The sequence below is a fragment of the Yoonia litorea genome (assembly GCF_900114675.1).
GTDB classification, from domain to species: Bacteria; Pseudomonadota; Alphaproteobacteria; order Rhodobacterales; family Rhodobacteraceae; genus Yoonia; species Yoonia litorea.
In genome coordinates this window covers 18,640-44,798 of record NZ_FOZM01000003.1, presented here as the reverse complement: position 1 = coordinate 44,798, position 26,159 = coordinate 18,640, and the positions used below count along the sequence as shown (strand labels likewise).

29 protein-coding genes are annotated in these 26,159 nt (G+C 56.8%); 13 read left to right on the top strand and 16 right to left on the bottom strand.

Features of this window, described 5'->3' with window-relative positions; genetic code table 11:
- The first annotated feature begins 67 nt into the window (after positions 1 to 67).
- The 3 genes from serA to mnmH are packed head-to-tail and all read left to right on the top strand — an operon-like array spanning position 68 to position 3,558.
- A complete protein-coding gene (gene serA, locus BM316_RS13365) occupies positions 68 to 1,660 on the top strand; it encodes a phosphoglycerate dehydrogenase (protein WP_090209647.1) in 1,593 nt (530 codons plus the stop codon).
- A gap of 10 nt (positions 1,661 to 1,670) precedes the next feature.
- Entirely contained in the window at positions 1,671 to 2,462 is a 792-nt protein-coding gene (locus tag BM316_RS13360) for a metallophosphoesterase (protein WP_090209645.1), read from the top strand.
- A 43-nt stretch (positions 2,463 to 2,505) separates the two neighbouring features.
- Positions 2,506 to 3,558, top strand: coding sequence for a tRNA 2-selenouridine(34) synthase MnmH (gene mnmH, locus BM316_RS13355; RefSeq protein WP_090209643.1), 1,053 nt, complete (start codon positions 2,506 to 2,508; stop codon positions 3,556 to 3,558).
- Here mnmH and BM316_RS13350 read toward each other — a convergent pair.
- From BM316_RS13350 to BM316_RS13325, 6 genes are read right to left on the bottom strand one after another with little or no spacing between them, the layout of a single operon-like run.
- Positions 3,545 to 5,641 carry a slr1591 family oxidoreductase gene (locus BM316_RS13350; protein WP_090209641.1) on the bottom strand — a complete coding sequence of 699 codons (2,097 nt, stop codon included), beginning with the start codon at positions 5,639 to 5,641 and terminating at the stop codon, positions 3,545 to 3,547. The genes mnmH and BM316_RS13350 overlap by 14 nt on opposite strands.
- A gap of 24 nt (positions 5,642 to 5,665) precedes the next feature.
- Positions 5,666 to 6,223: a pyridoxamine 5'-phosphate oxidase family protein gene (locus BM316_RS13345; protein WP_090209639.1), complete on the bottom strand. Its 558-nt coding sequence runs from the start codon at positions 6,221 to 6,223 to the stop codon at positions 5,666 to 5,668.
- Positions 6,216 to 7,247 carry a lipocalin-like domain-containing protein gene (locus BM316_RS13340; RefSeq protein WP_090209637.1) on the bottom strand — a complete coding sequence of 344 codons (1,032 nt, stop codon included), beginning with the start codon at positions 7,245 to 7,247 and terminating at the stop codon, positions 6,216 to 6,218. Before BM316_RS13340 ends, BM316_RS13345 begins: the two co-directional genes overlap by 8 nt.
- Positions 7,237 to 9,621 carry an FtsX-like permease family protein gene (locus tag BM316_RS13335; protein ID WP_090209634.1) on the bottom strand — a complete coding sequence of 795 codons (2,385 nt, stop codon included), beginning with the start codon at positions 9,619 to 9,621 and terminating at the stop codon, positions 7,237 to 7,239. The genes BM316_RS13340 and BM316_RS13335 overlap by 11 nt, the downstream gene beginning before the upstream one ends.
- Entirely contained in the window at positions 9,618 to 10,277 is a 660-nt protein-coding gene (locus BM316_RS13330; protein WP_090209631.1) for an ABC transporter ATP-binding protein, read from the bottom strand. Before BM316_RS13330 ends, BM316_RS13335 begins: the two co-directional genes overlap by 4 nt.
- Positions 10,278 to 10,331: 54 nt before the next feature.
- Entirely contained in the window at positions 10,332 to 10,694 is a 363-nt protein-coding gene (locus BM316_RS13325; RefSeq protein ID WP_242649906.1) for a VOC family protein, read from the bottom strand.
- A gap of 126 nt (positions 10,695 to 10,820) precedes the next feature.
- Between BM316_RS13325 and BM316_RS13320 the strand changes: the two genes are divergently transcribed.
- Positions 10,821 to 11,996: an acetyl-CoA C-acyltransferase family protein gene (locus BM316_RS13320; protein WP_090209628.1), complete on the top strand. Its 1,176-nt coding sequence runs from the start codon at positions 10,821 to 10,823 to the stop codon at positions 11,994 to 11,996.
- A gap of 74 nt (positions 11,997 to 12,070) precedes the next feature.
- Positions 12,071 to 12,364 carry a Dabb family protein gene (locus tag BM316_RS13315; RefSeq protein ID WP_090209626.1) on the top strand — a complete coding sequence of 98 codons (294 nt, stop codon included), beginning with the start codon at positions 12,071 to 12,073 and terminating at the stop codon, positions 12,362 to 12,364.
- Here the strand turns inward: BM316_RS13315 and BM316_RS13310 are convergent.
- Positions 12,361 to 13,200: an aspartate dehydrogenase gene (locus BM316_RS13310; RefSeq protein ID WP_311135669.1), complete on the bottom strand. Its 840-nt coding sequence runs from the start codon at positions 13,198 to 13,200 to the stop codon at positions 12,361 to 12,363. The two genes, BM316_RS13315 and BM316_RS13310, sit on opposite strands and share 4 nt — an antisense overlap.
- The gene (gene yaaA / locus BM316_RS13305) at positions 13,142 to 13,912 is read right to left on the bottom strand and encodes a peroxide stress protein YaaA (protein WP_090209620.1); all 771 of its coding nucleotides are present in this window, start codon (positions 13,910 to 13,912) and stop codon (positions 13,142 to 13,144) included. The genes BM316_RS13310 and yaaA overlap by 59 nt, the downstream gene beginning before the upstream one ends.
- 116 nt (positions 13,913 to 14,028) lie before the next feature.
- On the opposite strand from yaaA, the gene BM316_RS13300 reads away from it, so the two are divergent.
- A complete protein-coding gene (locus tag BM316_RS13300; RefSeq protein ID WP_090209617.1) occupies positions 14,029 to 14,868 on the top strand; it encodes a fumarylacetoacetate hydrolase family protein in 840 nt (279 codons plus the stop codon).
- On the opposite strand, the gene hspQ is transcribed toward BM316_RS13300, so the two are convergent.
- The gene (hspQ, locus tag BM316_RS13295) at positions 14,865 to 15,191 is read right to left on the bottom strand and encodes a heat shock protein HspQ (RefSeq protein WP_090209615.1); all 327 of its coding nucleotides are present in this window, start codon (positions 15,189 to 15,191) and stop codon (positions 14,865 to 14,867) included. The two genes, BM316_RS13300 and hspQ, sit on opposite strands and share 4 nt — an antisense overlap.
- A gap of 80 nt (positions 15,192 to 15,271) precedes the next feature.
- On the opposite strand from hspQ, the gene BM316_RS13290 reads away from it, so the two are divergent.
- Together BM316_RS13290 and BM316_RS13285 are read left to right on the top strand one after the other, a co-directional pair.
- Entirely contained in the window at positions 15,272 to 16,153 is an 882-nt protein-coding gene (locus tag BM316_RS13290; RefSeq protein WP_090209613.1) for an AEC family transporter, read from the top strand.
- 74 nt (positions 16,154 to 16,227) lie between these two features.
- Positions 16,228 to 16,818 carry a transglycosylase SLT domain-containing protein gene (locus BM316_RS13285; protein WP_090209610.1) on the top strand — a complete coding sequence of 197 codons (591 nt, stop codon included), beginning with the start codon at positions 16,228 to 16,230 and terminating at the stop codon, positions 16,816 to 16,818.
- A gap of 40 nt (positions 16,819 to 16,858) precedes the next feature.
- Here the strand turns inward: BM316_RS13285 and BM316_RS13280 are convergent, their stop codons facing one another.
- From BM316_RS13280 to ttcA, 3 genes are all read right to left on the bottom strand, one after another.
- Positions 16,859 to 17,464: a LolA family protein gene (locus tag BM316_RS13280; protein ID WP_090209607.1), complete on the bottom strand. Its 606-nt coding sequence runs from the start codon at positions 17,462 to 17,464 to the stop codon at positions 16,859 to 16,861.
- 176 nt (positions 17,465 to 17,640) lie between these two features.
- Positions 17,641 to 19,173, bottom strand: coding sequence for a PstS family phosphate ABC transporter substrate-binding protein (locus BM316_RS13275; RefSeq protein ID WP_090209605.1), 1,533 nt, complete (start codon positions 19,171 to 19,173; stop codon positions 17,641 to 17,643).
- A gap of 293 nt (positions 19,174 to 19,466) precedes the next feature.
- A complete protein-coding gene (ttcA, locus tag BM316_RS13270; RefSeq protein WP_090210363.1) occupies positions 19,467 to 20,306 on the bottom strand; it encodes a tRNA 2-thiocytidine(32) synthetase TtcA in 840 nt (279 codons plus the stop codon).
- An 89-nt stretch (positions 20,307 to 20,395) separates the two neighbouring features.
- On the opposite strand from ttcA, the gene BM316_RS13265 reads away from it, so the two are divergent.
- Positions 20,396 to 20,932, top strand: a complete 537-nt coding sequence (locus BM316_RS13265; protein ID WP_090209602.1) for a DUF3833 family protein — start codon at positions 20,396 to 20,398, stop codon at positions 20,930 to 20,932.
- A 94-nt stretch (positions 20,933 to 21,026) separates the two neighbouring features.
- Here the strand turns inward: BM316_RS13265 and BM316_RS13260 are convergent, their stop codons facing one another.
- Positions 21,027 to 21,929: a LysR family transcriptional regulator gene (locus BM316_RS13260; protein ID WP_090209599.1), complete on the bottom strand. Its 903-nt coding sequence runs from the start codon at positions 21,927 to 21,929 to the stop codon at positions 21,027 to 21,029.
- Between the two features lie 88 nt (positions 21,930 to 22,017).
- Here BM316_RS13260 and BM316_RS16610 point away from each other — a divergent pair, with 88 nt between their 5' ends.
- Both BM316_RS16610 and BM316_RS13255 read left to right on the top strand, forming a co-directional pair.
- Positions 22,018 to 22,230 (top strand): hypothetical protein, encoded by a 213-nt coding sequence (locus BM316_RS16610; RefSeq protein ID WP_131802593.1) that lies wholly within the window; start codon positions 22,018 to 22,020, stop codon positions 22,228 to 22,230.
- 30 nt (positions 22,231 to 22,260) lie between these two features.
- Entirely contained in the window at positions 22,261 to 22,890 is a 630-nt protein-coding gene (locus BM316_RS13255) for a DUF924 family protein (RefSeq protein WP_090209596.1), read from the top strand.
- 67 nt (positions 22,891 to 22,957) lie between these two features.
- On the opposite strand, the gene yidD is transcribed toward BM316_RS13255, so the two are convergent.
- Genes yidD through rpmH form a run of 3 tightly spaced genes read right to left on the bottom strand, consistent with a single transcriptional unit; the run spans position 22,958 to position 23,711 of the window.
- Positions 22,958 to 23,179 (bottom strand): membrane protein insertion efficiency factor YidD, encoded by a 222-nt coding sequence (gene yidD / locus BM316_RS13250; RefSeq protein WP_090209593.1) that lies wholly within the window; start codon positions 23,177 to 23,179, stop codon positions 22,958 to 22,960.
- Positions 23,179 to 23,553 (bottom strand): ribonuclease P protein component, encoded by a 375-nt coding sequence (gene rnpA / locus BM316_RS13245; RefSeq protein ID WP_090209590.1) that lies wholly within the window; start codon positions 23,551 to 23,553, stop codon positions 23,179 to 23,181. Before rnpA ends, yidD begins: the two co-directional genes overlap by 1 nt.
- Before the next feature lie 23 nt (positions 23,554 to 23,576).
- Complete coding sequence (gene rpmH, locus BM316_RS13240) at positions 23,577 to 23,711, bottom strand: 50S ribosomal protein L34 (protein ID WP_090209587.1); 135 nt, start codon at positions 23,709 to 23,711, stop codon at positions 23,577 to 23,579.
- 291 nt (positions 23,712 to 24,002) lie between these two features.
- On the opposite strand from rpmH, the gene BM316_RS13235 reads away from it, so the two are divergent.
- Positions 24,003 to 24,734, top strand: coding sequence for a TVP38/TMEM64 family protein (locus BM316_RS13235; protein WP_090209585.1), 732 nt, complete (start codon positions 24,003 to 24,005; stop codon positions 24,732 to 24,734).
- A 3-nt stretch (positions 24,735 to 24,737) separates the two neighbouring features.
- Entirely contained in the window at positions 24,738 to 26,156 is a 1,419-nt protein-coding gene (locus BM316_RS13230) for a dihydrolipoyl dehydrogenase family protein (protein WP_090209582.1), read from the top strand.
- Positions 26,157 to 26,159: the final 3 nt, after the last annotated feature.

Genomic DNA, 26,159 nt, shown 5'->3' with positions numbered 1-26,159 from the left:
ATATTTTGGCCGGCCTGTCGGATTTTCAAAAGTCTGACAGCGCCGTCCCCGACGAAGGACAATAGAAATGGCTCCTAAGGTACTTATCTCTGACAAACTCTCCCCTGCTGCCGTGCAGATTTTCAAGGATCGCGGCATTGATGTGGATTTCCAGCCAGACCTTGGCAAAGACAAGGAAAAACTGCTCGAAGTCATCGGCCAGTATGACGGTCTGGCGATCCGTTCCGCCACAAAGGCGACAGAAAAGATCATCGCCGCTGCTGATAACCTCAAGGTGATCGGGCGCGCCGGTATCGGTGTCGACAATGTGGATATTCCCGCTGCATCCAAGAAGGGCATCATTGTGATGAACACGCCCTTCGGCAATTCCATCACCACCGCTGAGCACGCGATTTCCATGATGATGGCCGTTGCGCGTCAAATTCCCGAGGCCAACGCCTCAACCCACGCCGGCAAATGGGAGAAATCCCGCTTTATGGGTGTGGAACTGACCGGCAAGACGCTGGGTGTGATCGGTGCGGGTAACATCGGGTCTATCGTGATCGACCGTGCACAGGGCCTGAAGATGAAGGTGATCGCTTATGATCCGTTCCTGTCGGAAGAGCGCGCGACCGACATCGGCGTCGAAAAGGTCGAACTTGACGCGTTGCTGACCCGTTCGGACTTCATCACCATGCACGTTCCGCTCACGGACCAGACCCGCAACATCCTGTCCCGTGAGAATATCGCCAAGCTGAAAAAGGGCGTGCGGATCGTAAACTGCGCCCGTGGCGGTCTGGTGGATGAAGAGGCATTGGCTGACGCACTGAAAGAAGGTCACGTTGCTGGTGCCGCGTTCGACGTCTTTGCGGTTGAGCCTGCCACGGAAAGCCCGCTCTTTAACCTGCCTAACGTTGTCGTGACACCGCACCTTGGTGCGGCAACGACCGAAGCGCAGGAAAACGTGGCCTTGCAGGTTGCAGAACAGATGTCAGATTATTTGCTGACGGGTGCCGTGCAAAACGCGCTCAACATGCCGTCCGTGACAGCCGAAGAGGCCAAGGTCATGGGTCCTTGGATCAAGCTTTCCGGGCATCTTGGCAATTTCATCGGCCAGATGACGGATGAGCCGATCAAGGCGATCAACATCCTTTTCGATGGTGAAGCCTCAGAGATGAACCTCAAGGCGCTGACCGCTGCAACCGTGGCGGGGATCATGATGAAGTCGAACCCCGACACCAACATGGTCAGTGCGCCGGTTATCGCAAAGGAACGCGGCATCAAGGTCTCGACCACGAAGCAGGACCAGTCCGGTGCTTTTGAAGGTTACATCAAGGTGACAGTCGTCACGTCTGATCGCGAACGGTCTGTTGCGGGGACCGTCTTTAGCGACGGTAAGCCGCGTTTCATCCAGATCAAGGGCATCAACATTGATGCGGAGATCGGTGAGCACATGGTCTACACCACCAACGAAGACAAGCCCGGGATCATCGGCGCCTTGGGTTCAACGATGGGGGCCAACAATGTCAACATCGCGAACTTTACCCTTGGCCGTGCGGTCGCCAAAGGCGAGGCGATTGCCCTGCTTTATGTCGATGAACCTGTGCCTGCTGCGGCTCTGGATGCCTTGCGCGAGACAGGTCTTTTCCGGCAGGTGAAGCCGCTGAAATTCAACGTCTAAGCGGTGAGACGTGACCCTGGTTTACGCGATAGGCGACATTCACGGCCAGAAGGCGCACCTGGATCAGGCCCTTGACCTGATCCACGCCGATGGCGGCGCGGATGCCGAGATCGTTTTTCTGGGGGACTATACTGATCGCGGCCCTGACAGCAGGGCCGTGATCGAAACACTCGTGTCGGGGCGGGATTGCGGACGAAACTGGCACTTTATCAAAGGCAATCACGACCGCCTGTTTACCCGCTATGTCCGAGAAGGTCGCGAGCATGATCCCAAGGTCCGGTCAGGCATCAGTTGGCTGAACCCGCGCCTCGGCGGCACAGCGACGCTTGGATCTTACGGTGTGATTGGCACGCCTGTGTTTTCGCGCTCTGACGATGATGGGCTGGAGTGGTTAACCGCATTTGAAACCGACGTACAGGCCCACGACCCAGCCGCGCTTATGGAAGCTGCACAGGCAGCGGTTCCCGAACACCATCTTAACTTTCTGGAAAACTTGCCGCTCATCCACCAGACGGACGACTTGCTCTTTGTCCATGCCGGTTTGCGAATGGATTTGCCGCCGCACCAACAGGATGCCGAGGATCTTTTGTGGATCAGGGACGGCTTTCTTGATGACACGCGCGACTACGGCAAACTGATCATTCACGGTCATACTGCGCTTGATGCACCGGGGCATTTCGGCAACCGCATCAATCTGGATGGTGGCGCCGGATACGGTCGTCCGTTGGTGCCTGCAGTGTTTGAGGGGCGGCATTGCTGGCTGTTGACCGGTCAAGGTCGCGTTCCCTTGGAGCCGTCCTGACAGGTGGCTTGCGTCGGCGGGCTGTGCCACCTATGCACCTTCTATGCCTGTCGCATTTTCATCCCTCGACGCAATCCTGAACCACGGCTTCGATGAGGTGATCGACGTCCGCTCTCCTGCGGAGTTTGCCGAAGACCACATGCCGGGCGCTATCAATCTACCGGCACTCGACAATGCCCAGCGCGCAAAAGTCGGAACCATCTACAAGCAGGTCAGCCCCTTTCGCGCCCGCAAGATCGGGGCAGGCATGGTCATCCGCAATGTTGCTGACCACATTGATGGTCCGTTGCAGGAAAAAGACGGCGCTTGGCGACCCTTGGTTTACTGCTGGCGCGGCGGACAACGCAGTGGTGTCTTCAGGACGATCCTTTCTGAAATCGGCTGGCGCGCAGAGACCGTCAAAGGCGGTTACACAACCTTCAGACGGTTGGTGAACAAGGCGTTGCACGAGACCCCACTCCCGCACAGTTTCGTTCTGCTGGACGGCTACACGGGCACTGCGAAAACCGAGCTGCTCCCTCGGTTGCAGGCAAGAGACATTCAGGTCATCGATCTTGAAGGGCTTGCGCAGCATCGTGGCTCGCTCTTGGGCGACATGCCGGAAGGTCAGCCTGCACAGAAAGGTTTTGAGACCGCCTTGGCTGTTGCGCTTCATCGGTGTGACCCATCACGTCCGGTCGTGGTCGAAGCTGAAAGCAGCAAGATTGGCCGTATCAATCTGCCCAAGTCCGTCTGGACTGCGATGTTGGCGGCACCACGGATCACTGTAAGTGCACCGGCACAAGCGCGCGCTGCGTATCTGGCAGACACTTACCGCGACATTATCTCCGACCCGGAGTCCCTTGCCAAACGACTCGCGCCGCTGCGTCGGTTACGTGGTCATGCCACGGTCGAACGTTGGATTTCGCTTTCACGGGAAAACGCACTCGTCGCGCTTTCTCATGCGCTGATGGTGGAACACTATGACCCTGCCTATGCAAAATCCCGCAGAATAGATGAGCTTGAAGTTATCGCGTCATTCGAGGCGGACCGTCTGGATGAGACAGGACAAGAACGATTGGCCGATCAGATCGCCGATTGCATCAAACAACTTTGATTGCCGTCCCTTTGGTGATCTCTCCGATTATCGCGGCTTGATAGCCTGCCGCCTTGAGTTGATCGAGGCAGGATGCCACCTCTGCCGGGGCGATGGCGGCCAACAGACCGCCTGCCGTTTGGGGATCAAAAAGCAAATCGGATGGGCTGCCGTCGATATTTCCGGCACCCAGGCGGTTATCCTCGAACAGCGATGACTTCACGCCTTGTGCCGACAGGTCTCGTGCGCCTTCCATCACCGGAACTGCGCGCCCATCTACTTTGGCACCGACGCCGGAGGCATCGCAAATCCCCCGCAAATGGCCCGCCAGCCCGAAACCCGTCACATCCGTCATCGCATGTGCGTTTGCAAGGATGGCCGACGCTGCCGCCTGATCCTGCATCATAAGCTCCAGACAGGCGATGACGTCCCTGCCCTTGGCTTTGCCCGACATCTCGGCCGCCATAATGGTGCCGCTTCCGATTGGTTTGGTCAGGATAAGACTGTCACCTATCTTGGCCCCAGCCAGCGTAATGGGTGCCGATCCTGTCCCAAGTACGGTGAACCCAATGGTCAGTTCTGCCCCAAGTGACGTGTGACCGCCGATGATCTTGCCACCCGCCTTGCTGAATACCTCTTCTGCGGCCTGCATGATTTCAGCGACGGTGCGTTCCTGTAGTGCAGAAGACATACGCGGGAGGATCAGGCTGGCTGTTGCCGCCTGTGGCTTTGCCCCCATCGCCCAGATATCGCCCAGCGCATGCACCGCAGCAATGCGCGCCATGACGCGTGGGTCGTGAACAAATGCCCTGAGGTGGTCCGTCGTCATAACCTGACCTGGTTGCACGACAGCAGCATCATCGCCGAAGGCACTGCCCAACACCTGACTGAGTGCTGCACGTCCGACCTTGGCGCCACATCCACCACACATCGGTTTCTCGCCAAGCGCATCGTCCATGCCCAGCGCAACTTTCCGCGGAGGTTTCGGGCGTTCCATCATTTTCAGATCATCGAACTGCCGCATAAATTTCCGGTCAATGTGATCTTTCAGGCGCCAGAGCGCGGACCCTTTTCGTGCCGTCCCGAACCGTTCGGCCATCGCTGACTTTCTGCCCAGCGAAATCAGCTTGAGGTAATCGCGCTGAGGATTGTAGCGCTGCATGCGCCCACCCGACAGCGCGGCCCTCAAATTATCGTAAAGAACCGGCGCTTCACGTACGGCGTAAACCCCCGCTTTCGGGCGCGGATCATGGGAAAGATGCGCGCAGTCCCCAACTGCAAACACATTTGGGTTGCTTGATCGAAGTGCTGCATCGACAACGATAAATCCGTCTTTTAATTCCAGTCCGGTCGTCCCGATCCAGTCATGTGCCTTTGCCCCGGCAGCACCGCAGGTGAAGTCGCTTCTGATCGTCCGCCCATCGGCGAGCACGACACCATCAGCGAAAACCTCTGTGACGTCTGTGTTTTCGAAAATCTCGATTTCCGCCTCTGCCAGAGCCCCCAGCATCAACTGGCGCGCCTTGTAACCAAGACTTGAGACGACACGGCCGCGATCAATCAGTCTGATTGATGGAGATTTGCCTTTCAGCGCATAGGACATTGCCATGGCCAATTCAGCACCCGCGACGCCGCCTCCGATGATGGCAACTTGCGGTGACTGGGCGTCATTGCGAAACGCATCCCAACGTTCCGCAAAGCGCCCAAGTGGCTTGGCGGGCACGGCATTTGCGGCAAATCCTTGAAGGTCAGGCATCGTCGATGTGATGCCCACATCAACAGAGAGCACATCATAGGCGATCGGCGGTCCGCCCTTCAGTGAAACGACTTGAGCGTCAAGATCTATACCGTCTGCGGCATCGTTAATCACCCGCGCCCCGGCGAACCGCGCGAGCCTCACCAGGTCGATATCAAGCTCGTCGCGGGAATAGTGGCCAGCAACAAACCCCGGCAGCATACCTGAATATGGGGCGGTCGGTCCGGGATTGATGAGTGTCACCCGCACCCCTGGCAACGGGTTCATACCCCACTTGCGCAGTACTAGCGCATGGGTGTGACCGCCGCCGATAAGGACCAGATCGCGCGTAAGTGGGAGCTCCATCATATCAGATGTTTAGCCAATCCAATCTTAGGGTGAAAGCCATTCCCCCTGCCAATCCTGCGCGTCAGAGAAACGGATTCTGCGGTGCTGCTGGCCGAGGTGCACCGCATCTATCGCAACTACCTTGCATCTGAGAACAGCAAAGCTGTCTGGATCGGGCGTTTTTTCATAGGCCAAAGCATCTTCAATCGGCGTACCAGGCGGCGGCGTCACGCCATAGGATTGCTGCGCATGATCAGGAATACGCCGCCAGAGCGCATCAGTTTGCGGTCCCGCTTCAATCGTGACTTCGGTTTGCAACCGCAGTTGGAGGGCAAGTGATTTGTCCCAGACATGCAGTGCGGCTCGCGGGACGTCCCTGAGGCTTCGAATTTTCGACGAGAACAGATCCGTGTGGACCGTGAGGCTTCGGGTGTTTTCATCCGCAGACCGCAACACCACGGTCCGCGCTTCGGGCCAACCTTCTGGCGAAACGGTCGCGAATGTGGGCAGACGTGCGGGATGGTCCGCATCACGGACACCTTGATCGAGCGTTTTCCAGACGTGTTCCCAAATCCCGTCCGAAGAGGTGAACCACTCAATCATATCCTGTCATCTCCAGATAACCGATCCCTGTATGCGTGCCGGAGACGGTCACGGGACCTTCCCAGTAAGGCACGCTTGTTGTCATCCAGGCATCCTCGTTGATCGCCGCGACTGTCACATCCACCTCGCGCTGAGGGAGTGTCACGCGCCAGACGACAGGGACATCTGCGTCATTGGCCGACAAGGGGGTGGCGTTAAATGCACCATCGGGGAATGCCGTCGTTTGACCATCCGGCGTAATCCATGTGGCTGCGGTGAAATCTGCGCCATCTGTCTGCTGCAGGCGGGAACCCATCAACTTGTCGCCGCTGTCGAAGGATAGCGAAAACCAATCCCAACCGGTTTGGTCCCCTGACAGCAGTTGGGAAGACCATTCGCGATCAAGCCAAGCATTTCCCGTGACCGCAACAGTGCCGCTCGGCAGGTGTAACTCACCCTCAATCGCGAAGAACGGCTGTGAATAGTAATATGACGCCTGACCGGAGTTGGACTTCACCGAAAATCCATTGTCGCCGTGAAAGACAAGTGGGCCTTGAGCCGTAAGCGTCATGTCGTAAGCAAAATCCGGGGCTGACGCTGTCATTTGCATCGTCTGCCAATCGCCTTCGAGCGCCCAGTCATCAATCCATGCGCTGAACGGCGCGGCGATCACCCCTGCCTGTCCGGTCCCACCGCGCGCGAGCCTTTCTGTCACGAAATGCTTTGTCTCGGTGGTCACAGCCGCATGTCCCATCCAAAGCTGCGGAGAGGCCCACCCATCGCTTTCTTCGGGGGCCATGGCCGTTCGGAAGAGTGTCCATTGCAGCCCGTATGGCGTCCCTTCGGCATCGGTCAGGTTAGCAGTCAGGTACCACCACTCAATTCTGTAGTCCGGATGGGCACCATGATCCTCTGGAAAGCGGAACATTTTGCCGGGCTGCGGTTCCGTAAATCCTTTGCCCGCCATTGTGCCGAGGCCGGCAAATCCCTGCGCCCAAGCTCCGATCGGCAGGAAGATGAGTGCAAGAAGGACCCTAACGTTCATTGGAAAACACTTTCAGCAGATCAGCAGGTGGTGTCCTTGCAAGGCGCAAGGCAGGCCATGCTGCGGCAAGTGCCGCTGCAAGCAAGGCAAAGACGGCCAACCGCAGGTAGTCGGCGGGAAAGAGGTACATGGGCAGCCGCCAACCGAAAGCGGCCACATTCACCACTGCCAGAAGCGCCCATGCCAACGCCAACCCGAGCGGCAATGCGACCAGTGCCGTCAGGCAGGCCAGCATCACAGCACGCGCCAATTCGATCCGGCCAAGCTGGCGGCGCGTCAGACCCATGGCCCATGCTGGTGCAAGTTGCGGCACACGCATTGTGGCGAGCGTCAACAAGCTCATCAGTATCGCGAAACCGGCAACCGCCAACGTCAGGATGTTGAGTGCGGTCGTGACCGTGAATGTCCTTTCAAAGATCTCAAGTGAGATCGCCTTGATCCCGGCCTGATCGACAGCCTGCGTCGGGGCAATACCTGTTGCTGCTTCAAGCGCGCTCAGGAAGTTTTCGACATCGGCAGGATCCATACGCAAACCAAAGTTCTGCGCCTCGACCTCTGGATAAAGCGCCTCGAAGACTGGCTCTGCAATCACTGCTTGGCCAATCGGGTTGCCATAGTCGCCATAAATCCCGACCACGGTGAAGGCGCGGCTTTGCAGCGTCAGGACTTGGTCCAAGGCAATGTCTGCGCGGCGCGCCAGTTGCTCATTGATGACTATGGCCTGTCCAGAAAATGTCTGATCCCAGGCATCAGACGTGCTTTGCAGGAAACGCCAGTTGTCACGGTAAGTCGCATGGTCACGTGCGCTGAAAACCTCTGCTGGCTGACCACCCAAGGTCACATCGGCACTCTGGATAGGCAGTATGGCGTCGACTCTCTCCTCTGCAAAGGCGATTAGCGCATCTGACTGGGCTGTGTCCTCGGTCCGGATATAAAGCTCTGAGGCCAAACGCTGATCCAGAAATCCCACAAAAGTCAGTCTGAAACTCGACACCATTGTCGAGACGCCAACGTTGGCGGCCATCGCCAAAAGCAGCGCCATCAGTGCCAAGGACAATCCCGGCAACTGTTGCCGCGTATCAGCCCAGAACCACCCCAGAACAGGACCTTTGGCGCGGGTACTGAAGACGGCCAGCAAGCGATCAAGGATAAGAGGCAGACCGAGCGCCGCACCGATCAGCAACGTCCCCAACAAGGCGAAACCTCCGACAAGGCCGTCTGCTGTCACCATCAGAACGAGAGATGCCGAAAGTAATAGCAGCGCAAGACCGCCTTGGACCTTTGCGCGGCGACCGGCCGCCATTGCCAGAGCACGTGGTTGTGCGGCAGCAAGAAGTGGCATCCGGCTGAGTTGCGCAAGCGCGCCGCTCGCGGCCACAGCTGTTCCGCCCACGGCAATTGCCAGTCCTGAAAGCCACCACGAGGGTCGCAGTTGAAGTGTGCCTGCAACATCGGCGCCATAGAGGCCGCGCAGCGTCGCCGCTACATCAGGTAACAAGAGCGCCGCCACCAGATAGCCAAGCGCCACACCGATGATGCCTGCGAGCAACGCAAACAACAGCAGTTCGACCGCCATCAACCAGACAAGACGTGACAGTGGTACGCCAAGTGCCCGCAATGTCCTGACAACCGGTCGGCGCTGCTCAAACGCAAGGCCAATTGCCCCGTGAACGATGAAGATGCCAACCGCGAAACTCAGCAATCCGAACGCCGTCAGATTGAGGTGAAAACTATCGGTCAAACGGCCGATGTCGCTGCCGCCCTGCGCCACTTGCCTGACAAGGTCAGGAGCGACTTCGGCTTGCGCTCTCTGCCCTATGGGCTGACCCGGCAAGATAATCAGCGCATCAATCACGCCGGTTTTGTCCAGCAGTCGCTGGGCGGCTCCGATATCGGCGATCGCAGTGTTCGGCGCAACATTCTCTGAGATCACAACATCGACGCCAGATAGACCTGCGGCTGTGTCCGCATTGGCAAAAAAAGGGGTGTCACCACCGAGGAAGCCTGCCAAGTCGTTGTCTTGGCCGAGACTGACAGGTCCCAATCCAACGGGCGCCGTCAACGGCTCTACACCGACAATCCTTATGCCATCAAGACGGCCTTGAACGACTGGCGACACCAGCCAACCCGCGCGGCGCATTTCCACGAAGACCTGTTCGTCCATCGGCAGGCCGTCACGTCGGACAAACCTGTCGTATTGACCTTCGCCAAGCGTCGCTGCTGCGGCGTCGTAGCTGGCCCTTGCTTCGGCGTTGACAGCCTGCACCCCCGACCAAAGGGCAGTGGCCAAGGCAAGACCTGCAAGCAGAGTGAAAAGCTGCAGCGGGTTGCGCCACCAGTGCGACATCAGTGCTGTCAGCACAGCACGCGTCATGCGATCCGTCCCGCCTTCAGATGTAAACGGCGCCCCAACCGGCCCGCCAGTGCCTGTGAATGCGTGACCATCAGGAGGCCCGCACCGGTATCTGCAGCAAGATCAAGCATCAGATCCATGACGACCCTGGCTGTGTCTTCGTCAAGATTACCTGTCGGCTCGTCAGCAAGAACCAGCGCCGGTTTCGGGGCCAAAGTCCTTGCGATGGCGACCCGCTGCTGCTGGCCACCTGACAGTTGCTCTGGATATTTGCGCAAGTGGTCAGCCAGTCCCATCGTACCAGCCAGTGCTTCAGACCACTGCGGATCGTATTTATCGGCCAGTCTCGCCTGAAACGCGATGTTGTCAGCGACAGTCAGGCTAGGGATCAGGTTGAACTGTTGAAAAACAACGCCAACGCTGCCGCGCCGGATAGCGGCGCGTGCGGCATCGTCGGCGCCCGCAATGTCGTGACCATTGATCACGATCGCCCCTCTGTCGGGCATATCCAATCCACCGATCAGGTGGAGCAAGGTGCTTTTCCCACTGCCGGACTCACCTGTCAGGGCCAGCGTTTCACCTTCGCCAAGCCGCAGATCGACACCGCGCAGCACCTCAAACGGACCGTCCGCCGTCTGATAGGTCTTATGAATGTTTTTTACGTCCAGCAGCATCATGTTTCCTTTGCGCCTAGAGGTAAGGCATTGGCCGCGAAAGGAAACGCCGGTTGTCTATGTTGCGGCAATCAATTCAATGCGATTGCCCACTGGATCAGCCGTGAAACAGCGCGTCACCGTCGGAAGGCTCGTGTCCCACGTCACCGGATGCCCATGCACCTTGAGACGTTCCGCCAAGGCGTTCAGATCGTCGATAATAAACGCAGGGTGTGCCTTCTTTGCGGGGTGAAAGTCCGGATCGACACCAAAATGGACCTGAGCAGTCCCCGCAACCGCCCAGAAACCACCGCGCCCCCTGAGCGGTTCGGGCTTTGCCACTTCGCGCATTCCAAGACTTTCGCAATAGAATTTGCGCATCACCTCTTCGGCACCGGCAGGCAAAGCCATTTGAATATGGTCAAGACCAACAATCATCATTCAACACCTCTCCGATACGTAGTATACAATTGCATACCAAATGAAAATGCTCTGCCGCCACGTTCTGCTGGCCTCCGGCGCGAAGGCTTGTCAAACTCTGCGCAAATCAGTTTTGGAGGCTTCGTCATGACAGATATCGTCATTCTCGGTGGTGCACGTACCGCAATCGGAACATTCGGTGGAGCTTTGGCAGGCACCACACCGATCGAACTGGGCAGCGTCGCAGCAAAGGCTGCTATGGAGCGCGCAGGTGTCGAAGGTGACCAGATCGGGCATGTGGCCTTCGGTCATGTGATCAACACGGAGCCAAAAGACATGTATCTGTCACGGGTTGCCGCAATGAATGCTGGCATCCCCGAAACCACGCCCGCCATGAACGTCAATCGCCTTTGTGGTTCCGGCGTGCAGTCCATTGTGTCTGTCACGCAGTCTTTGATGCTGGGTGACGCCGAATTTGGACTTGCGGGCGGCGCCGAGAATATGAGCCGTTCTCCATTCATCATCCCCGACCAGCGCTGGGGCGCCAAGATGGGCGATATCCGAACGCTGGACATGATGCTTGGCGCGCTGAACTGTCCGTTTGGCACTGGTCACATGGGGGTCACCGCAGAAAACGTGGCCGCTGAGCACACCATTACACGTGAAGAACAGGATGCATTTGCCCTGCAAAGTCAGGAACGCGCTGCTGCAGCAATCGCCGCTGGTCACTTCGACAGCCAAATTGCGCCGGTTCAGATCAAACGCAAACGCGAGCTTGTCGATTTTGTGCGCGACGAACATCCGAAAGCCACAACGATGGACGCTTTGGGCGCTTTGCGTCCGGTCTTTCAAAAGGATGGATCAGTCACCGCGGGCAATGCGTCTGGTTTGAACGACGGTGCGGCAGCAATCGTTCTGGCGCGCGCCGATGCGGCAGAGGCTGCGGGGCTTGCGCCAAAGTTTCGCATCCTCGGCTATTCACACGCTGGTGTGCGTCCAGAGGTTATGGGTATCGGTCCGGTGCCTGCAGTGGCCAACCTTCTTGTCAAACTCAAGCTCACAGTGGACGATTTCGATGTGATCGAAAGCAATGAGGCATTTGCCTCGCAAGCCCTCGCGGTCAGCAAGGAACTCGGGTTTGACCCGGCCCGCGTCAATCCCAACGGCGGCGCGATCGCATTGGGTCATCCAGTTGGTGCAACCGGGTCGATCATCACCGTCAAAGCGATGTATGAACTTGAGCGGATCGGCGGCAAGCGTGGTTTGATCACAATGTGCATTGGTGGCGGTCAAGGTATTGCGCTGGCGATTGAGCGACTTTGACGCGCTAGGCTTGCGGCGGTGGGGTCAGGCTGTATGACAGGACAACATCGCTTCGCTTCTTGAGGTAAACCGCTTTGACCGCCCGCCCTGCCCTGCGCCACGTCGTCTTTTTCAGTGCAAAAGACAAGGCTGATACGATCCGCATTGTCGAAGGTCTGGAAATTCTGGCAGATATCCCGCACGCACGCGTTTTTGAGGTTCGTCAGAACCGCCAGCAGGATGCTTTGTCGTCCGAAGTCGATGTTGTGGTCTATGCCGAATTCGACAGCGAAGAGGATCTCGCGGCCTACAAGGCGCACCCGCTTTATGAAGCCTCCATCAAAGCTGTCCGCCCATTGCGCGAATTGCGGATGGCGGCGGATTTTTAGAAACCCACAGCTTTCTGCATTTCCCTGAGAGCTGCGACAACGCTCATCGCAGCGAGGGCTGAGCTTTTTGGGTTTTCAGGCAAGCCAGCGCCTGAGATTTCGAATGTCAGTGATCCAAATTCGCCCTGAGCACTGATCTGGTGGACATTCTTGTCAACGTGAGGGTCGGCAATCAGTTTGACGCGTGTCCTGTCGAAACCGATCCCCGACAGGGCCACGGCTGCGGCAACATTGGCATTCTTGGGATATCTGAGCGCAGCTTCACGCGCGGTGCCTTCAAAATGCACAGTCGCTTCGGTCAGGGTGTCAAGTTTCAGGACAGTTTCGGCAGGTGATCCAACCCAGCCTTGGGGTGGCTTGCGACCTGTGTAAACCACAGCGTCCAGATCGCCTGAAACCGCACTTCGCAAGGCATCGAGCGCACCAATCGCGCCGCTTGCCAGATGCAGCCGCGCATTCCCTGCTTTTGCAGCGACGGCAAGGCGCGCCTCCAGATCGGTATCAGCCAGTGCCCCCAAAGAAACAGTGAGCACGTCAAAGCCTGCCTCAAGGGCCAAAGGTCCGAACTCAGCGAGGGCGGTATGCCCGCCACAGTCGATCACGAGGTCCGGTTTCTCCGGCAATGCTGCGAGTTCTGACACCATCGGCGGGACGGCGTTTGCATCGTCCTTGCCAGAGCGAACAATCTGCCCGACTTCGGTAATATCAAGCTGCGCAAGCTTGCCGCGGACGAACGATCCGATAGCACCCTGCCCTATGATCGCGACTTTCATCTGGCTACTGCGGGTAATCGCGAAGGAAGACCCATTTATCGCCGTCCGACAGGTCAGGATCATAGGCGTAGCCGCCACTTGCGAAGTCTTTGATTCCATCCGCATGCGTTACGCGGTTTTCGATCACGAACCGCGCCATTGCACCGCGGGCACGCTTTGCAAAGAAGCTGACGATGCGCGGCTTGCCGTCTTTGACTTCCATGAACTGTGGCGTCACCACGCGAAGCTTGAGCGCCTTTGCCGCAGCAGCGCCGAAGTACTCCTGGCTTGCGCAATTGATCAGGGTGTCAGTGCCCACTTCGGCAGCTTGCGCATTGAGCGCTTTGGCAATCGTATCACCCCAGTAGTCATAGAGCGACTTGCCACGCCGTGTCTTGAGTTTGCTACCCATCTCGAGGCGATAGGGCTGGATCGCATCGAGAGGACGTAACAGACCATATAGCCCCGACAGAATACGCAGATGATCCTGCGCCCATCGCAGATCATCATCCGACAGTGTCTTGGCCTCTAGCCCGTGGTAGGTGTCTCCATTGAAAGCCAGCGCGGCAGGTTTGGTTGCGCTCTCGTCCGGCTCAGCGGCAAAGGCCCTGAAGCGATCACGGTTCAGCTTTGCCAGATCATCAGAGATATCCATCAACCCTTTGAGTTGCTTGAGCGTCAGATTGCGTGCCGTCTTGGAAAGTCGCACAGCATCTTCCTGAAACTCGGGCTGGGTCGCAGACGTCTCTACGGGGCTCATATCAAGTGATTTGGCGGGTGAAACGACAACAAGCATCGAAAGGTCCTTTTGGTCTTTGAGGCAGATGTAACATGCCACTCCTGCTTGACCAGCCCTCTGGCCAAGCGCTGATGAGCGGCCTATGTCTTTCTGAAATTCGGAGGAGGATCGACATGAGACTGGGCCGCGTCAAAACACCCGATGGCATCAAACCCGTCGCCTACGATATGAACGGCGCATTGCGTGACCTTTCTTCCCACATCGCCGACATTTCTACGACGGTCATCGCCCCCGATAAGCTCGCCGAATTGGCGCAAATCGACATTTCAGGATTGCCAGAGATCACAGGGACAGCGGCACCATTCCTGGCGGACGTCAGGCGTATCTTCTGCATAGGTCTGAACTACTACGACCACGCCAAAGAAATGGGCATGGCCATCCCGGAACATCCCATTCTGTTTGTGAAGGCATGCGAGGCGACAGGGGCCACCGACCCGATTGTTCTGCCAAAAGGGTCAGAGAAAACAGATTGGGAACTCGAGCTTGGCGTTCTCATTGGCAGCCGCGCGCATCACGTCAGCGAAGACAAGGCGCTCGACCACGTGGCCGGATATTTCATGGCCAATGACGTGTCAGAGCGGCACTATCAGATGGAGCTGGGCGGCCAGTGGGTGAAGGGTAAGTCAGCGGACAGTTTCGCACCCGTTGGACCCTATTTCGTCACGAAAGACGCAATCAGCGATCCTCAGAACCTCAAGATGTCGCTGGAGGTAAATGGCGAGACGATGCAGAACGGCTCAACCGCCACGATGATTTTCAACGTCCCGCAAATCATCGCACATGTCAGCCGTTTTATCACGCTACATCCAGGCGATCTTTTCCTGACAGGCACACCCCCTGGCGTGGGTAGCGGAAAGTCCCCGCAGCGATATCTCAAGGCTGGTGATGTGGTCACAGCGAAAATAGAGGACCTCGGCGAGATGCGCCACGAGGTCGAGGCGTTCGCGGGTTAGTTCAACTGCACCTGCAACGGATAGTGGCCATCCTCGAAAGGACCGAAGAGGTCATCGACGTCAGGATGGTCAACCGGCTCGCCAGAATAGTCCGCAACCAGATTCTGTTCTGAGACGTAGGCGACGTAAAAGCTCTGCTCATTCTCTGCCAAAAGATGGTAGAACGGCTGGTCCTTGCTGGGACGGCTATCCTCAGGGATGGCGTTATACCACTCGTCAGTATTGGCAAACATGGCGTCTACGTCAAAGATCACACCCCGGAAGGGGTGCTTTCGATGCCGGACGACTTGGCCAAGGTGATATTTCGCGCGTGTTTTCAGCATTTCTTTCGCCTATGCCTCTATATATGTCTGCTGCACGTGCAAAGTCTATGTCTGCGTGGCCGAATTAAAGGAAACAGTCTGTGAACCTGGCTCTGACAGTCCTGAACATCACGGCTCCTGTGTTCCTGCTTGCTGCTGTGGGTTTTTTCTGGGTCAAGCTGGGGTTTGAGTACCGCGTCCAGTTTGTCACGCGCATGGCAATGACGCTCGCCGTGCCTTGTCTGATCTTTGTGGCGCTGATGCAGACGGAAATCGCGCCTGAGGCACTTGCGGCGCTCTCGCTGGCATCATTTGTCGCCTATGCCATTGTCATGCTTGCAACTTTTCTTGTCGTGCGCCTTGTCGGACTGGACAGCAGGACATACCTCGCCCCGCTGATTTTCGGCAACACAGGTAACCTGGGGCTGCCATTGGCACTGTTTGCGTTCGGGGAGGTGGGCCTTGGCTATGCGGTAGTTGTTTTCGCAGTTATGGCGATCCTGTCTTTTACGGTTGGTATCTGGATGGTCGCCGGGGCGGGTTCATTCAAGAAAGTCATTTCGGAACCTTTGGTCGCAGCCACACTGCTTGGGGCCCTGTTTTTGTGGCAGGGTTGGGAAACGCCAGAGTTTCTGACCAATGCGCTTGAACTTGTGGGGCAGATGGCGATTCCCATGATGCTGATCACACTTGGCGTCGCTGTCGCCCGTCTGGAAACCGCCGCAATGACGCAAGCGGTCCTGCTTTCCGTGGTCAAGTTGGTGATCTGTGGCGCGGCAGGCTGGGCCGCTGCGGTCGCCTTCGGGCTTGATCCGATCGCGGCTGGTGTCTTGATTGTGCAAGTTGCCACACCTGTTGCCGTGACCTCTTATCTCATCGCAGAAAAATACGGCGCAGACGCCCAACCTGTGGCTGGTCTGGTGGTTGCGTCGACCCTGCTTTCGGTGATCGCGCTGCCGCTTATCCTTGCATTTGTGATCTGATCACCCCTTCAAGGGCATTCCCAGACGGCCAATCTCGCGCTATCATAAGAAAAAACAAAGAAAGCGAGAGGCAGATGAGCAGTTTCTTTCGCGCAATGGCATGTTTGTTGCTGCTGGCAAGTTGCAGCGGCGGAACCGGGTATAACTCGGCGCCGCGCAATCTTGATGACGCGTGCAGCATCCTGTCCGAGCGCCCGACATACCTTCGCGCCTTCCGCGCAGCAGAGCGGAAATACGGCGTCCCGATCCCATCCATGATGGCGATTATCTATCAGGAAAGTAAATTCATCGGGGATAACCGCACCCCGCACCGCTACGCCCTTGGCGTTATTCCCGTAGGCAGACAGTCGTCAGCCTTCGGCTATAGCCAGGCGCTGGACGGTACATGGGAAGAATACCAGCAACTTGAAGGCGGACGTGGCGCGCGGCGCGATGACATCTATGACGCGACCGACTTCATGGGATGGTATATGGAGCAAACGGTCGAAGAGACGGGCGTTCCGATCACCGACACCCGCAACCAGTATCTTGCCTACCACGACGGGCGCACCGGTTTCCTGCGCGGAACGTGGCGGTCAAAAAGCTGGCTGGTCCGGATTTCAGGCGAAGTCGAAGCCCGCGCGCTGATGTATGACCAACAGCTTCGGGCCTGTCGCAAGATTTAAAGAAAAGGCGGCCACGCGGCCGCCTTTGTCTTTCAAGGCATCAATTGCCGCGACGACGCATCTCGGCCTGAATATTGAAAAGCACATCGCGGATAGCCGCGCCTGCCACCAGATCGTTCAGGATCACAGTTGTCTGGGTCCCCAGATCATCAGTGACAATCCATTGGCGCAGCTCAATCGGGTTTGCTGTAAAGACCAACTGGATATTTCCGTATTGCGGATTTTCGGGATCCTGCGCGGTGACTGTCGTGCTGGTTCCATCGAACGAAACGTTGGTCACCATGTTCTCGGCACCCAGATTGACATTTTCACGTAAGATGATGCTCAGAGGTGTGCTGCGCAAAGGGTAGCGCTCTGGTCCGGTGTTGGAGCGCGGATCAAAGACGGCAAGCTGCCCGCCCCCGGCAAGAACCATCGTGTCATCGGGAGCGTTGTATTCGAACCTGATCCGCCCGGGCCGCTTGATATAGATCTGCCCTGTCGACAGCGTGCCATCAGCGTTGATCTGGGTGAAACCACCCTGCGCTGTTTGCAGGCCGTTAAGGTAGGTGGAGATTTGGTTCAGCGAAAGCTGCTGTGCCGAAGCAGCACCTGCATAGACTGCAAGTGCGATTGCGACGAAAACATAGAGGATGCGTTTGGTCATGCGTCTTACCTATTTATTCGAGCGGGGATTTGCACCCCGCAGACAAGAAGAACAACAGCATTTCGCGCTGAGCTAAGCGATATCAGGCCACTTGATAGGCGATAACCTGCAAGCAAATAACCAAAAATGGCACCGCAGGTTCCCGCGATGCCATGATCATTCTTCAATTGGTGTCTTTAGCGCAGCCAGACCTCGACCCGGGTCGCGGGTGCAGCGTCGTCAGGGCCATCAATGCAGCTGGTCAAAGCAATATTGCCGAACCCAAGTGTGGCGACATTGACATCGCCTGCCGCCAAGGCAGAACCCGCTGCCGCCTCGAAGGCCGCACCCATGTCGGAGGCCGCCTGCACAGAGGCCGCGATCGCCGCACGGCTTTCGCCGCCGCTTTCAGCAAAACCGACAAAGACCAATTCCCGTCCGGCATAATCACCAGAAGCAGCCGCATCACGTAGATCGCGCATCATGGCTCTATTCCACGCAGCCTGCGGACCCGTCACAGCACCCCCGAAGAACGTGGTCGAAAGCCGATCCATGCTCAGCAACTGCTGGAACATCTGTGCAGCCGCAACACGTTGGTCATCGTCAAGCGTTGCATTCAACAGTCCATTGAGGCGAGCATTCTTTTCCATCCCGCCTTGTTTGACTGCTGAAAAGTCAGGCAGACCCACCTGCGCCATTGCCGCCTGTCCTGCGTCCGTCGCCGCGAAATCAAACAATCCAACCGCAGGCCCGGTTGTCTGACCAGCGGCATAAGTCGCCATGACAGGCCGTACCAGAGGATAGTCGCCGGAAAGAACGTTAAATGGCGTGTTCGAGACGGCAATGCCGCAGGATCCCACAATCGGAACCGCTAGGTCGGGGTTTGCCGCGTCAGAGCTCACGATGCTGATACTGCCCGGGAACTGGTTTACGGATGCCGCAATGCCTCTCTCATCGCCCATAGCGAGGATTCCGTTCGCCATGGAAAGCCCTTGAGGCGCAAGGATCAGGGCATTGATCTGTTGTTGCAAAGGTGCCGTGTCAGGCAACCGAAGTCCCAGCACGGCCAGATCAGCACCACCGATCTGCGACCAATTGGTGACCTCTCCGGAAAACACCCGGCCAAGGTCCGCGATCGAAATCTGATCCAGCCCGACGTTTTGCGCGATCTGTACCGTCAACCCGTCCACACCGAGCAACTGGTGCGACATCGCACTATTTGGCCCTGACCAGCCGGACGGACCAGTATAGGCAACGTCGCCACTGCCATTGAGCGCCACAGTTTCCAAATTGATGTCGGCGGTATCACCTTCAGCCGCTTCGCTGAGCGCGGCACCTTCGCCGCTGGCGGCATAGGTTTCTGCCAAGGCGTTATAGATCGCAGCGTTTGCCGCATTCGCAAAGCCGACTGTCAGATCGCCTGTTGCCGCTGCTGTTTGGATGTCAGCCTCATCGCCCCCCGCCTGAACGCCGGCAAGGTCGGTCTCTGAGAGGCCGAAATCATTGGACGCGAGGACCTCAAGGCATCCCTCGCCATAGCAAATCACTTCTGACGCCGGAACGCTGATCGTGCCGACTAAGGTCTCAACACGCAGCATGACGCCGTTATATCCGACGATTTCACCCGAAACGCTGATGAACTCATCTGGGGAGCGCAGGTCAACTTCCTGCGCCAGCAACGCAACGGGCGCCGCAGTACACAACAGAGCGGTGGCAATTCTCGCGATCATTTTCTTCTCGGCTCCAGCAATCTGTCGATGCTATTCGGTATAGCTTGATTCACACTAGAACATCGAAAGCTGGCAAAACTTGGGTGAATAGCCGAATTTCAAGATGACTGTGTAGATTCCCGCAACAATCCAGAAAGCCTTATTTTGTTGGCATTTGAGCAGGGTGGGAAGCCATCTCGCATCCGCAATCCTTAGTGTTGCCACAATCGGAGCGCGTCGAGCACAAGCCAGCGCAAAGTGAAGACTGCGCCTCAAGTTGCAAAACTCTAAGTGAAATTCAGCCCAAGTGCTGGCTAATTGCTGTCCGTTCCCGCTGACCGCATCAAACCGGCAAAATCAAACAGCTTCGGGTCCAACAGATGTGATGGCCGCGCATTCATCAAGGCACGGAACATGACCTGACGGCGACCCGGACTGTTCTTTTCCCAACCATCGAGGATTTGCTTGACCTGTTGGCGCTGCAACCCGTCCTGAGACCCGCAAAGGTCGCATGGGATAATCGGGTAGTTCATGGCTTTGGCGAATTTTTCGCAGTCCACCTCGGCCACATGGGCGAGCGGACGGTAAACAAAGAGATCGCCTTCCTCGTTGAGCAGCTTCGGCGGCATCGTGGCCAGCCGTCCGCCATGGAAGAGGTTCATAAAGAAGGTCTCAAGGATATCATCTCTGTGATGCCCCAATACCACGGCCGAACATCCCTCTTCCCGCGCAATGCGGTAAAGATTGCCGCGCCGCAGACGTGAACAGAGCGCGCAGAAAGTCCGACCCTGTGGCACCTTATCCATGACGATCGAATATGTGTCCTGATATTCTATACGGTGCGGCACACCCATCCGCTCAAGAAAGTCAGGCAGCACCGTCGCCGGAAAACCGGGCTGACCCTGATCAAGGTTGCAGGCGATCAGTTCGACAGGCAGCAACCCGCGCCATTTCAGCTCATAGAGGGCCGCCAGTAGCGTGTAGCTGTCCTTACCGCCTGAGAGGCAGACGAGCCACTTCGCGTCACGTTCGATCATCCCGTATTGCTCGATCGCCTCGCGGGTGTAGCGCACGATGCGTTTGCGGAGTTTCTTGAACTCCGTCGTTGTCGGCGCGCCTTCGAAGAGCGGGTGGATTTCGGTTTCATCAAGCATGGCGCGCATATGCCAGAACCAAACACGCCTGCCTAGAGGCATCCAATCATGTCGTCGCGGCGTATCAAAGGAAAAGACCGGAGAAAACGATGCGCCTCATCCTCGCCGCTGCCCTGATGTTCGTTGCTGCCTGTACGGGCAAACCTTCGCTTGAGGACCCCGTCCTTTCAGATCGCAAACTCAATCTGGAAGAATTCTTCGACGGTGAACTCGTCGCCTATGGCCAGTTTCAGGATGTCTTGGGCACCGTGCGCCGTAATTTTGTCGTCGATATCACGGGGGACTGGGACGGCGAGCGGCTGCGCCTTGTCGAAGATTTTGTTTATGAGGACGGCTCGACCGAACAGCGCATCTGGACGCTGGTCAAAACCGGCGAGGACAGCTGGTCAGGCACCGCCCCCGGTGTGATCGGAACGGCAAGTGGTATTGAGGATGGCGACCGCTTCAACTGGGTTTACGAAATCGATCTGCCGATCCCAAGCTCTGACGGTGAGACCGAGACTATGCGCGTCAGATTTGACGACTGGATGTGGCTCTTGGCCGACGACCGTCTACTGAACCTCGCCTACGTGAAGCGGTATGGGTTCGATATCGGAACAGTGACGATCTCGTTTGAGAAGTTGTGAACTGAGCGGGACATACTTTGAAAGTGGCAGTTTTGCGGGACGAAGCTGCCGTTGATAGTCTATGCACGTAAGTCTGCTTTAGGGGATTTACCCCCTAGTTCTTTCGCAAATGCGCACTGTATCGCGGCGCAAGATATGCTGTGAACGCCTTCACCTCAGGTCGGCGGTAGGCGGACGGATTCACCAACAGCCATACCGTCGATCCCAAGTCGTCGGGCAACTCAATACAGTGGACGAGCGTGTCGTCGCTCTTCATGAACCGTGTCGGGAGAACGCCAATACCGGCCCCCATTTGAATGGCGGTTTTCATTGCCTTAAAGTCTTGGCAAGTCATCGCAATCTGATCCGGGTTGATGCGCTGCAGCAGCCACTTATTGACCGGATGGACGGCCAGATTTCCACCAAAAACCAGATACTTATATCCATCCATTTCTGATACTGAGTGCGGTAGATCAGATTTGGCTGTATAAGACTTCGACGCAAACAACGAATGCGAAATGGTGGCCAAATTCCGGCAAATCAACGATGGATCCTCGATTTCCTTATTTGTCCATCTAAGTGCGATGTCGACATCTCCTGCCGATATGTCGATGGCCTCGTCACTTGGGATCAATTCGAAATTCACACTTCCGTAGCTTTCGACAAAGCCTTTTAAGATTGCCGACAGGTGAGGATTGAATGCGTCCGTCACTGCAGTAATCCGAATGGTTCGGGATTGGGAAGACGCCAATCGGGCCGCCGTCGCATCCAATTCTTTGGCCGCTTTCTCAACTGCTTCGGCGCTTGGCAAAAGCATCAATGCGTCTTGCGTAGGTGTAAAACCTTGCGTGTTCCGATCAAACAGAACCAGCTTAAGCACGTGTTCCAGTGCTTCAATGCGTCTTGCCACAGTGGGCTGTGCCATCCCGAGCGTCTTGGATGCCGCCAAGGTGGAACCGGCTCGCATTACTGCAAGGAAAACCCGCACATCTGAAAGGTTCTGAAAAACGCTCTTCATTTTTGTAGAACAGCACAACGTCAACGCGGATACCAGCAAAATTCATGCGTCCTTAGGCTCAATTCAACGCCAATGAGAGGACTGACCAATGACACTTACATTCCCAGCTTTCAAACTCCCCACTCTGAAGTCGATGTTCGGTGGGGCTGTCGCCAACCCCGCCACAGACGCCACGCCAGAACATGAAATTGCGTATGCTGAACGCGCTTTTCTGCGCGAATTGTTGGCCCAAAACCCTGAGGCCATTCAAAGCGACCTCGGTCTCATGGCAATGATGTCCCAGTATCCCCAGCAATTCTGAATATCTGGGATGACAAAGGATGCATCTCCCATGAGTTTCTTACCAACTGACGTTCTCGATTTCTGGTTTCCTGACACCGGTCATCAAAACGCGCCCGAGACATATGCAGCGTTTTGGTCAGAGCGTATGCAAGGCGGGATGGACGATGCGATCATTTCAAAGTTCGCCGACCTCACCCAAGCGGCAGCATCCGGCCAACTCGATCACTGGGCCGAAACACCCCGCGGGCGGCTCGCCCTGATAATTGCTTTGGATCAGTTCCCGCGCTCTTTGTGGCGCGACACGCCCGCAGCATATGCGCAAGACATCAAGGCCGCACGACTTGCTTTGGAAGGCATGGCAAACGGGCACTTTGCATGTCTCCAGCCGTGGGAAATGATGTTCTTTTACATTGCGATTGCACATTGTGAGGGGCCGGAACACCTAGCGCGGATGCGTATGCTGGATGATACTGTCGAACTGGTCATTAGAAAGCTGCCAGATCAACTTTGCGAAAGTGGTCCACGCCTTCGGGCGCAACATCTAAAGGTCAAAAAGATCATTGCAACGTACGGGAGGCACCCTCATCGCAATGACATTCTTTCGCGACACTCGACCCCCGAAGAAGAGCTCTATATTTCTGCTGGTGATTTTCCACATCTTCCCAAGAAAGGACCTTAATGCATCCTGCAGCATTGGAAACTCTGGGCTCAGACTCGCCGTTCGCTGCAAAAAGCAAATGACCTACCTAATCCGGGACGTTATCGATTCCCGATCCGCCCCAAGGATGGCACCGCATGATCCGCCGCACGCTCAGGTAGGTGCCTTTGATCGCACCATGTTTCTCCAATGCCTCAAGCGAATAGGCCGAACAGGTCGGCTGGTAGCGGCAACTCATTCCGATCCATGGGGAGAGCACGACACGGTAGGCGCGCACCGGCAAAGACACGATATAGGCAAATGGAGTCATCAGTGGACCTTTTGCAACGCCCGGCGCAGATCGGCCAGCAGCTGATCAAAAGGTAGGGATGCAGTCGTCTCTTTGCGACCTACAAGAACGTAATCCCAGCCGTCGCGACCCGATTGAGGCAAAATCTCGCGCGCGATTGCGCGCAGGCGGCGTTTGGCGCGGTTGCGGGCAACGGCATTACCGACCTTCTTGGAACAAGTGAAACCGACGCGAATGCCGCTTGCCTCGCCTTCGGCCCGTTTACGGGCTTGCAGGTTGAAGCCTTGCGTCCCGAAACGGCGCGCATGGCTGGCGCGAACGAAGTCTGCGCGCTTGGTCAGCACGCATAAAGAAACCGCCGGCGGGCCGTTCTCTGGCGCCACCGGCGGTTCCATAGCAGTCAACAAGAAGCGGGCGCTTACGCGCTCAACTTTGCACGGCCTTTAGCGCGGCGTGCGTTGATGATCTTGCGGCCGGACTTCGTCGCCATACGGGCGCGGAATCCGTGACGGTTCTTACGAACGCGATTTGATGGTTGGAACGTGCGCTTCATAGCAAGCTCTCCGGTTGATAGGCCAAACCCGCCTGAACAGGGATTCGAAGCCAAATGACAATTCAGACCCGTCCTTTAGAGGGGGCATTGCCGCGTGTCAACGCACCGACAGCGCCGAAAATGCAACAATGGAAGATTTCATCGCTCCCAAATGTTTCAATCATCACATCCGAAACCCGCCAAACTGAAACATCTGGGCGGCTTTGTATCAATGCGCTGTGATGTGGCTATCGCGAAAGCAGTGTTGGGTCCATCTATCCTGCAACGCAAGAGACCCTATTGGACCGAGAAATGACTGATATGACCGACGCCCCGCGAAACCCAATCCTCAAGAAGCTCCCTCTCATCATCATCGGGATCGTGGCCCTGCTTGGGGCTTTCTTTCTTCGTGACTACCTCACATTTGAGGCCTTGGCGGAGAACCGCGAGGCGCTGATCGGGTTCCGGGATGACAACTATCTTGTCACTGTCCTTGTCTTTATCGCAGCTTACGTTGTGATTGTTGCTTTTTCCCTGCCTGGCGCCACCATCGCAACGCTGACTGGCGGGTTTCTTTTTGCGACCTTCCCCGGCGCGCTTTTCAACGTGCTCGGTGCGACAATCGGTGCCACAGCGATCTTTCTGGCCGCGCGCTGGGGGTTCGGTGAAAGCCTTGGCAAAAAACTGGAAGGCTCTGACGGGACCGTCAAAAAGATCAAAGACGGAATTGATGAAAACCAGTGGTCGATGCTGTTTCTGATCCGGCTGGTGCCAGCGGTGCCATTTTTTCTGGCCAACCTGATCCCCTCGTTTCTTGAAGTGCCGCTCTACCGCTTTGTGGTCTCGACTTTCATCGGCATTATCCCCGGGACCGTCGTCTACACATCCGTCGGCGCAGGTCTGGGCGAAGTCTTTGCCCGCGGTGAGACCCCGAACCTTGGCATTATTTTCGAGCCCCAGATCATTTTCCCAATCATCGGACTTTGCGTTCTGGCGGCGCTTCCCATTCTCCTCAAGGCCATTCGTGGCAAGAAAGGTCTCTGAATTATGAACCGCATAAAAACTGATATCTGTGTCATAGGTGGCGGCTCCGGTGGTTTGTCCATCGCGGCAGGCGCGGTCCAGATGGGGGCCAAAGTGGTCCTTCTGGAAGGGCACAAGATGGGCGGCGATTGCCTGAACTATGGCTGTGTTCCTTCCAAAGCACTGATTGCCAGTGCCAAACAGGCGCACGCGATGAACCACGGAGCGGTTTACGGGGTCGGCAATGTGTCCCCGACAATCGATTACGCCGCAGCCAAGGATCATGTGCACGATGTGATCGCTCAGATTGCCCCGGTTGATAGCGTCGAACGCTTCGAAGGTCTGGGCGTGCATGTCATATCGAAATACGGTCGCTTCATCTCCAGGACCGAGGTGCAGGCAGGCGATACAGTCATTGAAGCACGCCGCTTTGTTGTGGCGACAGGCTCAGGGCCGTTCGTTCCGCCCATTCCCGGGCTGGACGGCGTACCCCACTACACCAACGAGAACATATTTGATCTACGCGAACGCCCAAAGCACTTGATCATCATCGGGGGCGGGCCAATCGGCATGGAGATGGCACAGGCGCACCGCCGTTTGGGATGTGAGGTCACCGTGATCGAAGGTGCCAAAGCCTTCGGTAAAGATGACCCGGAGATGGCGGCAATCGTGCTCGACAACCTCAAGTCTGAGGGCATCGATATTGTAGAAGAGGCCCAAGCGGAAAAGATCAGCGGCAAAGACGGCGAAGTCACGGTGCATACGCCAAAAGGTGAATTCACGGGGTCGCATTTGCTTATTGCTGTCGGGCGCAAGGTGAATGTCGACAAGCTCGATCTTGAAACAGGTGGCGTGGCTTACGACCGCTCTGGCCTCAAGGTTGGATCTGACTTGCGGTCGGTGACCAACAAAAAAGTCTATGCCGCTGGCGACGTGGCCGGAGGCCTGCAGTTTACTCATGTGGCAGGCTATCATGCAGGCGTCTTGATCCGCTCAATGCTGTTTGGCCTTCCGTCAAAGCAGCGCACAGACCATATCCCGTGGGCAACTTACACCGATCCCGAACTGGCGCAGGTCGGTCTGACCGAAGCTCAGGCAAAGAAAAAGCATGGATCGGCCGTCGAGGTCGTGCGCTTCGAATTTCACCACAATGATCGTCTGATTGCAGAACGCAAAACTAAGGGGCTGATCAAGGTGATGGTCGTGAAGGGCAAGCCGGTGGGGGCGTCGATTGCAGGCCATATGGCAGGAGAGTTGATCAGCATGTGGGCGATGGCAATCGCCAACAAGATGAAGATGTCAGCCATCGCCAACACCGTTGTGCCCTACCCGACCGTGAGTGAGGTTAACAAACGCGCAGCCGGCGCTTACTTTAGTCCAAGACTTTTTGACAACCCAACCGTAAAACGGGTTGTAGGACTGGTGCAGCGCTGGTTGCCCTAAGTC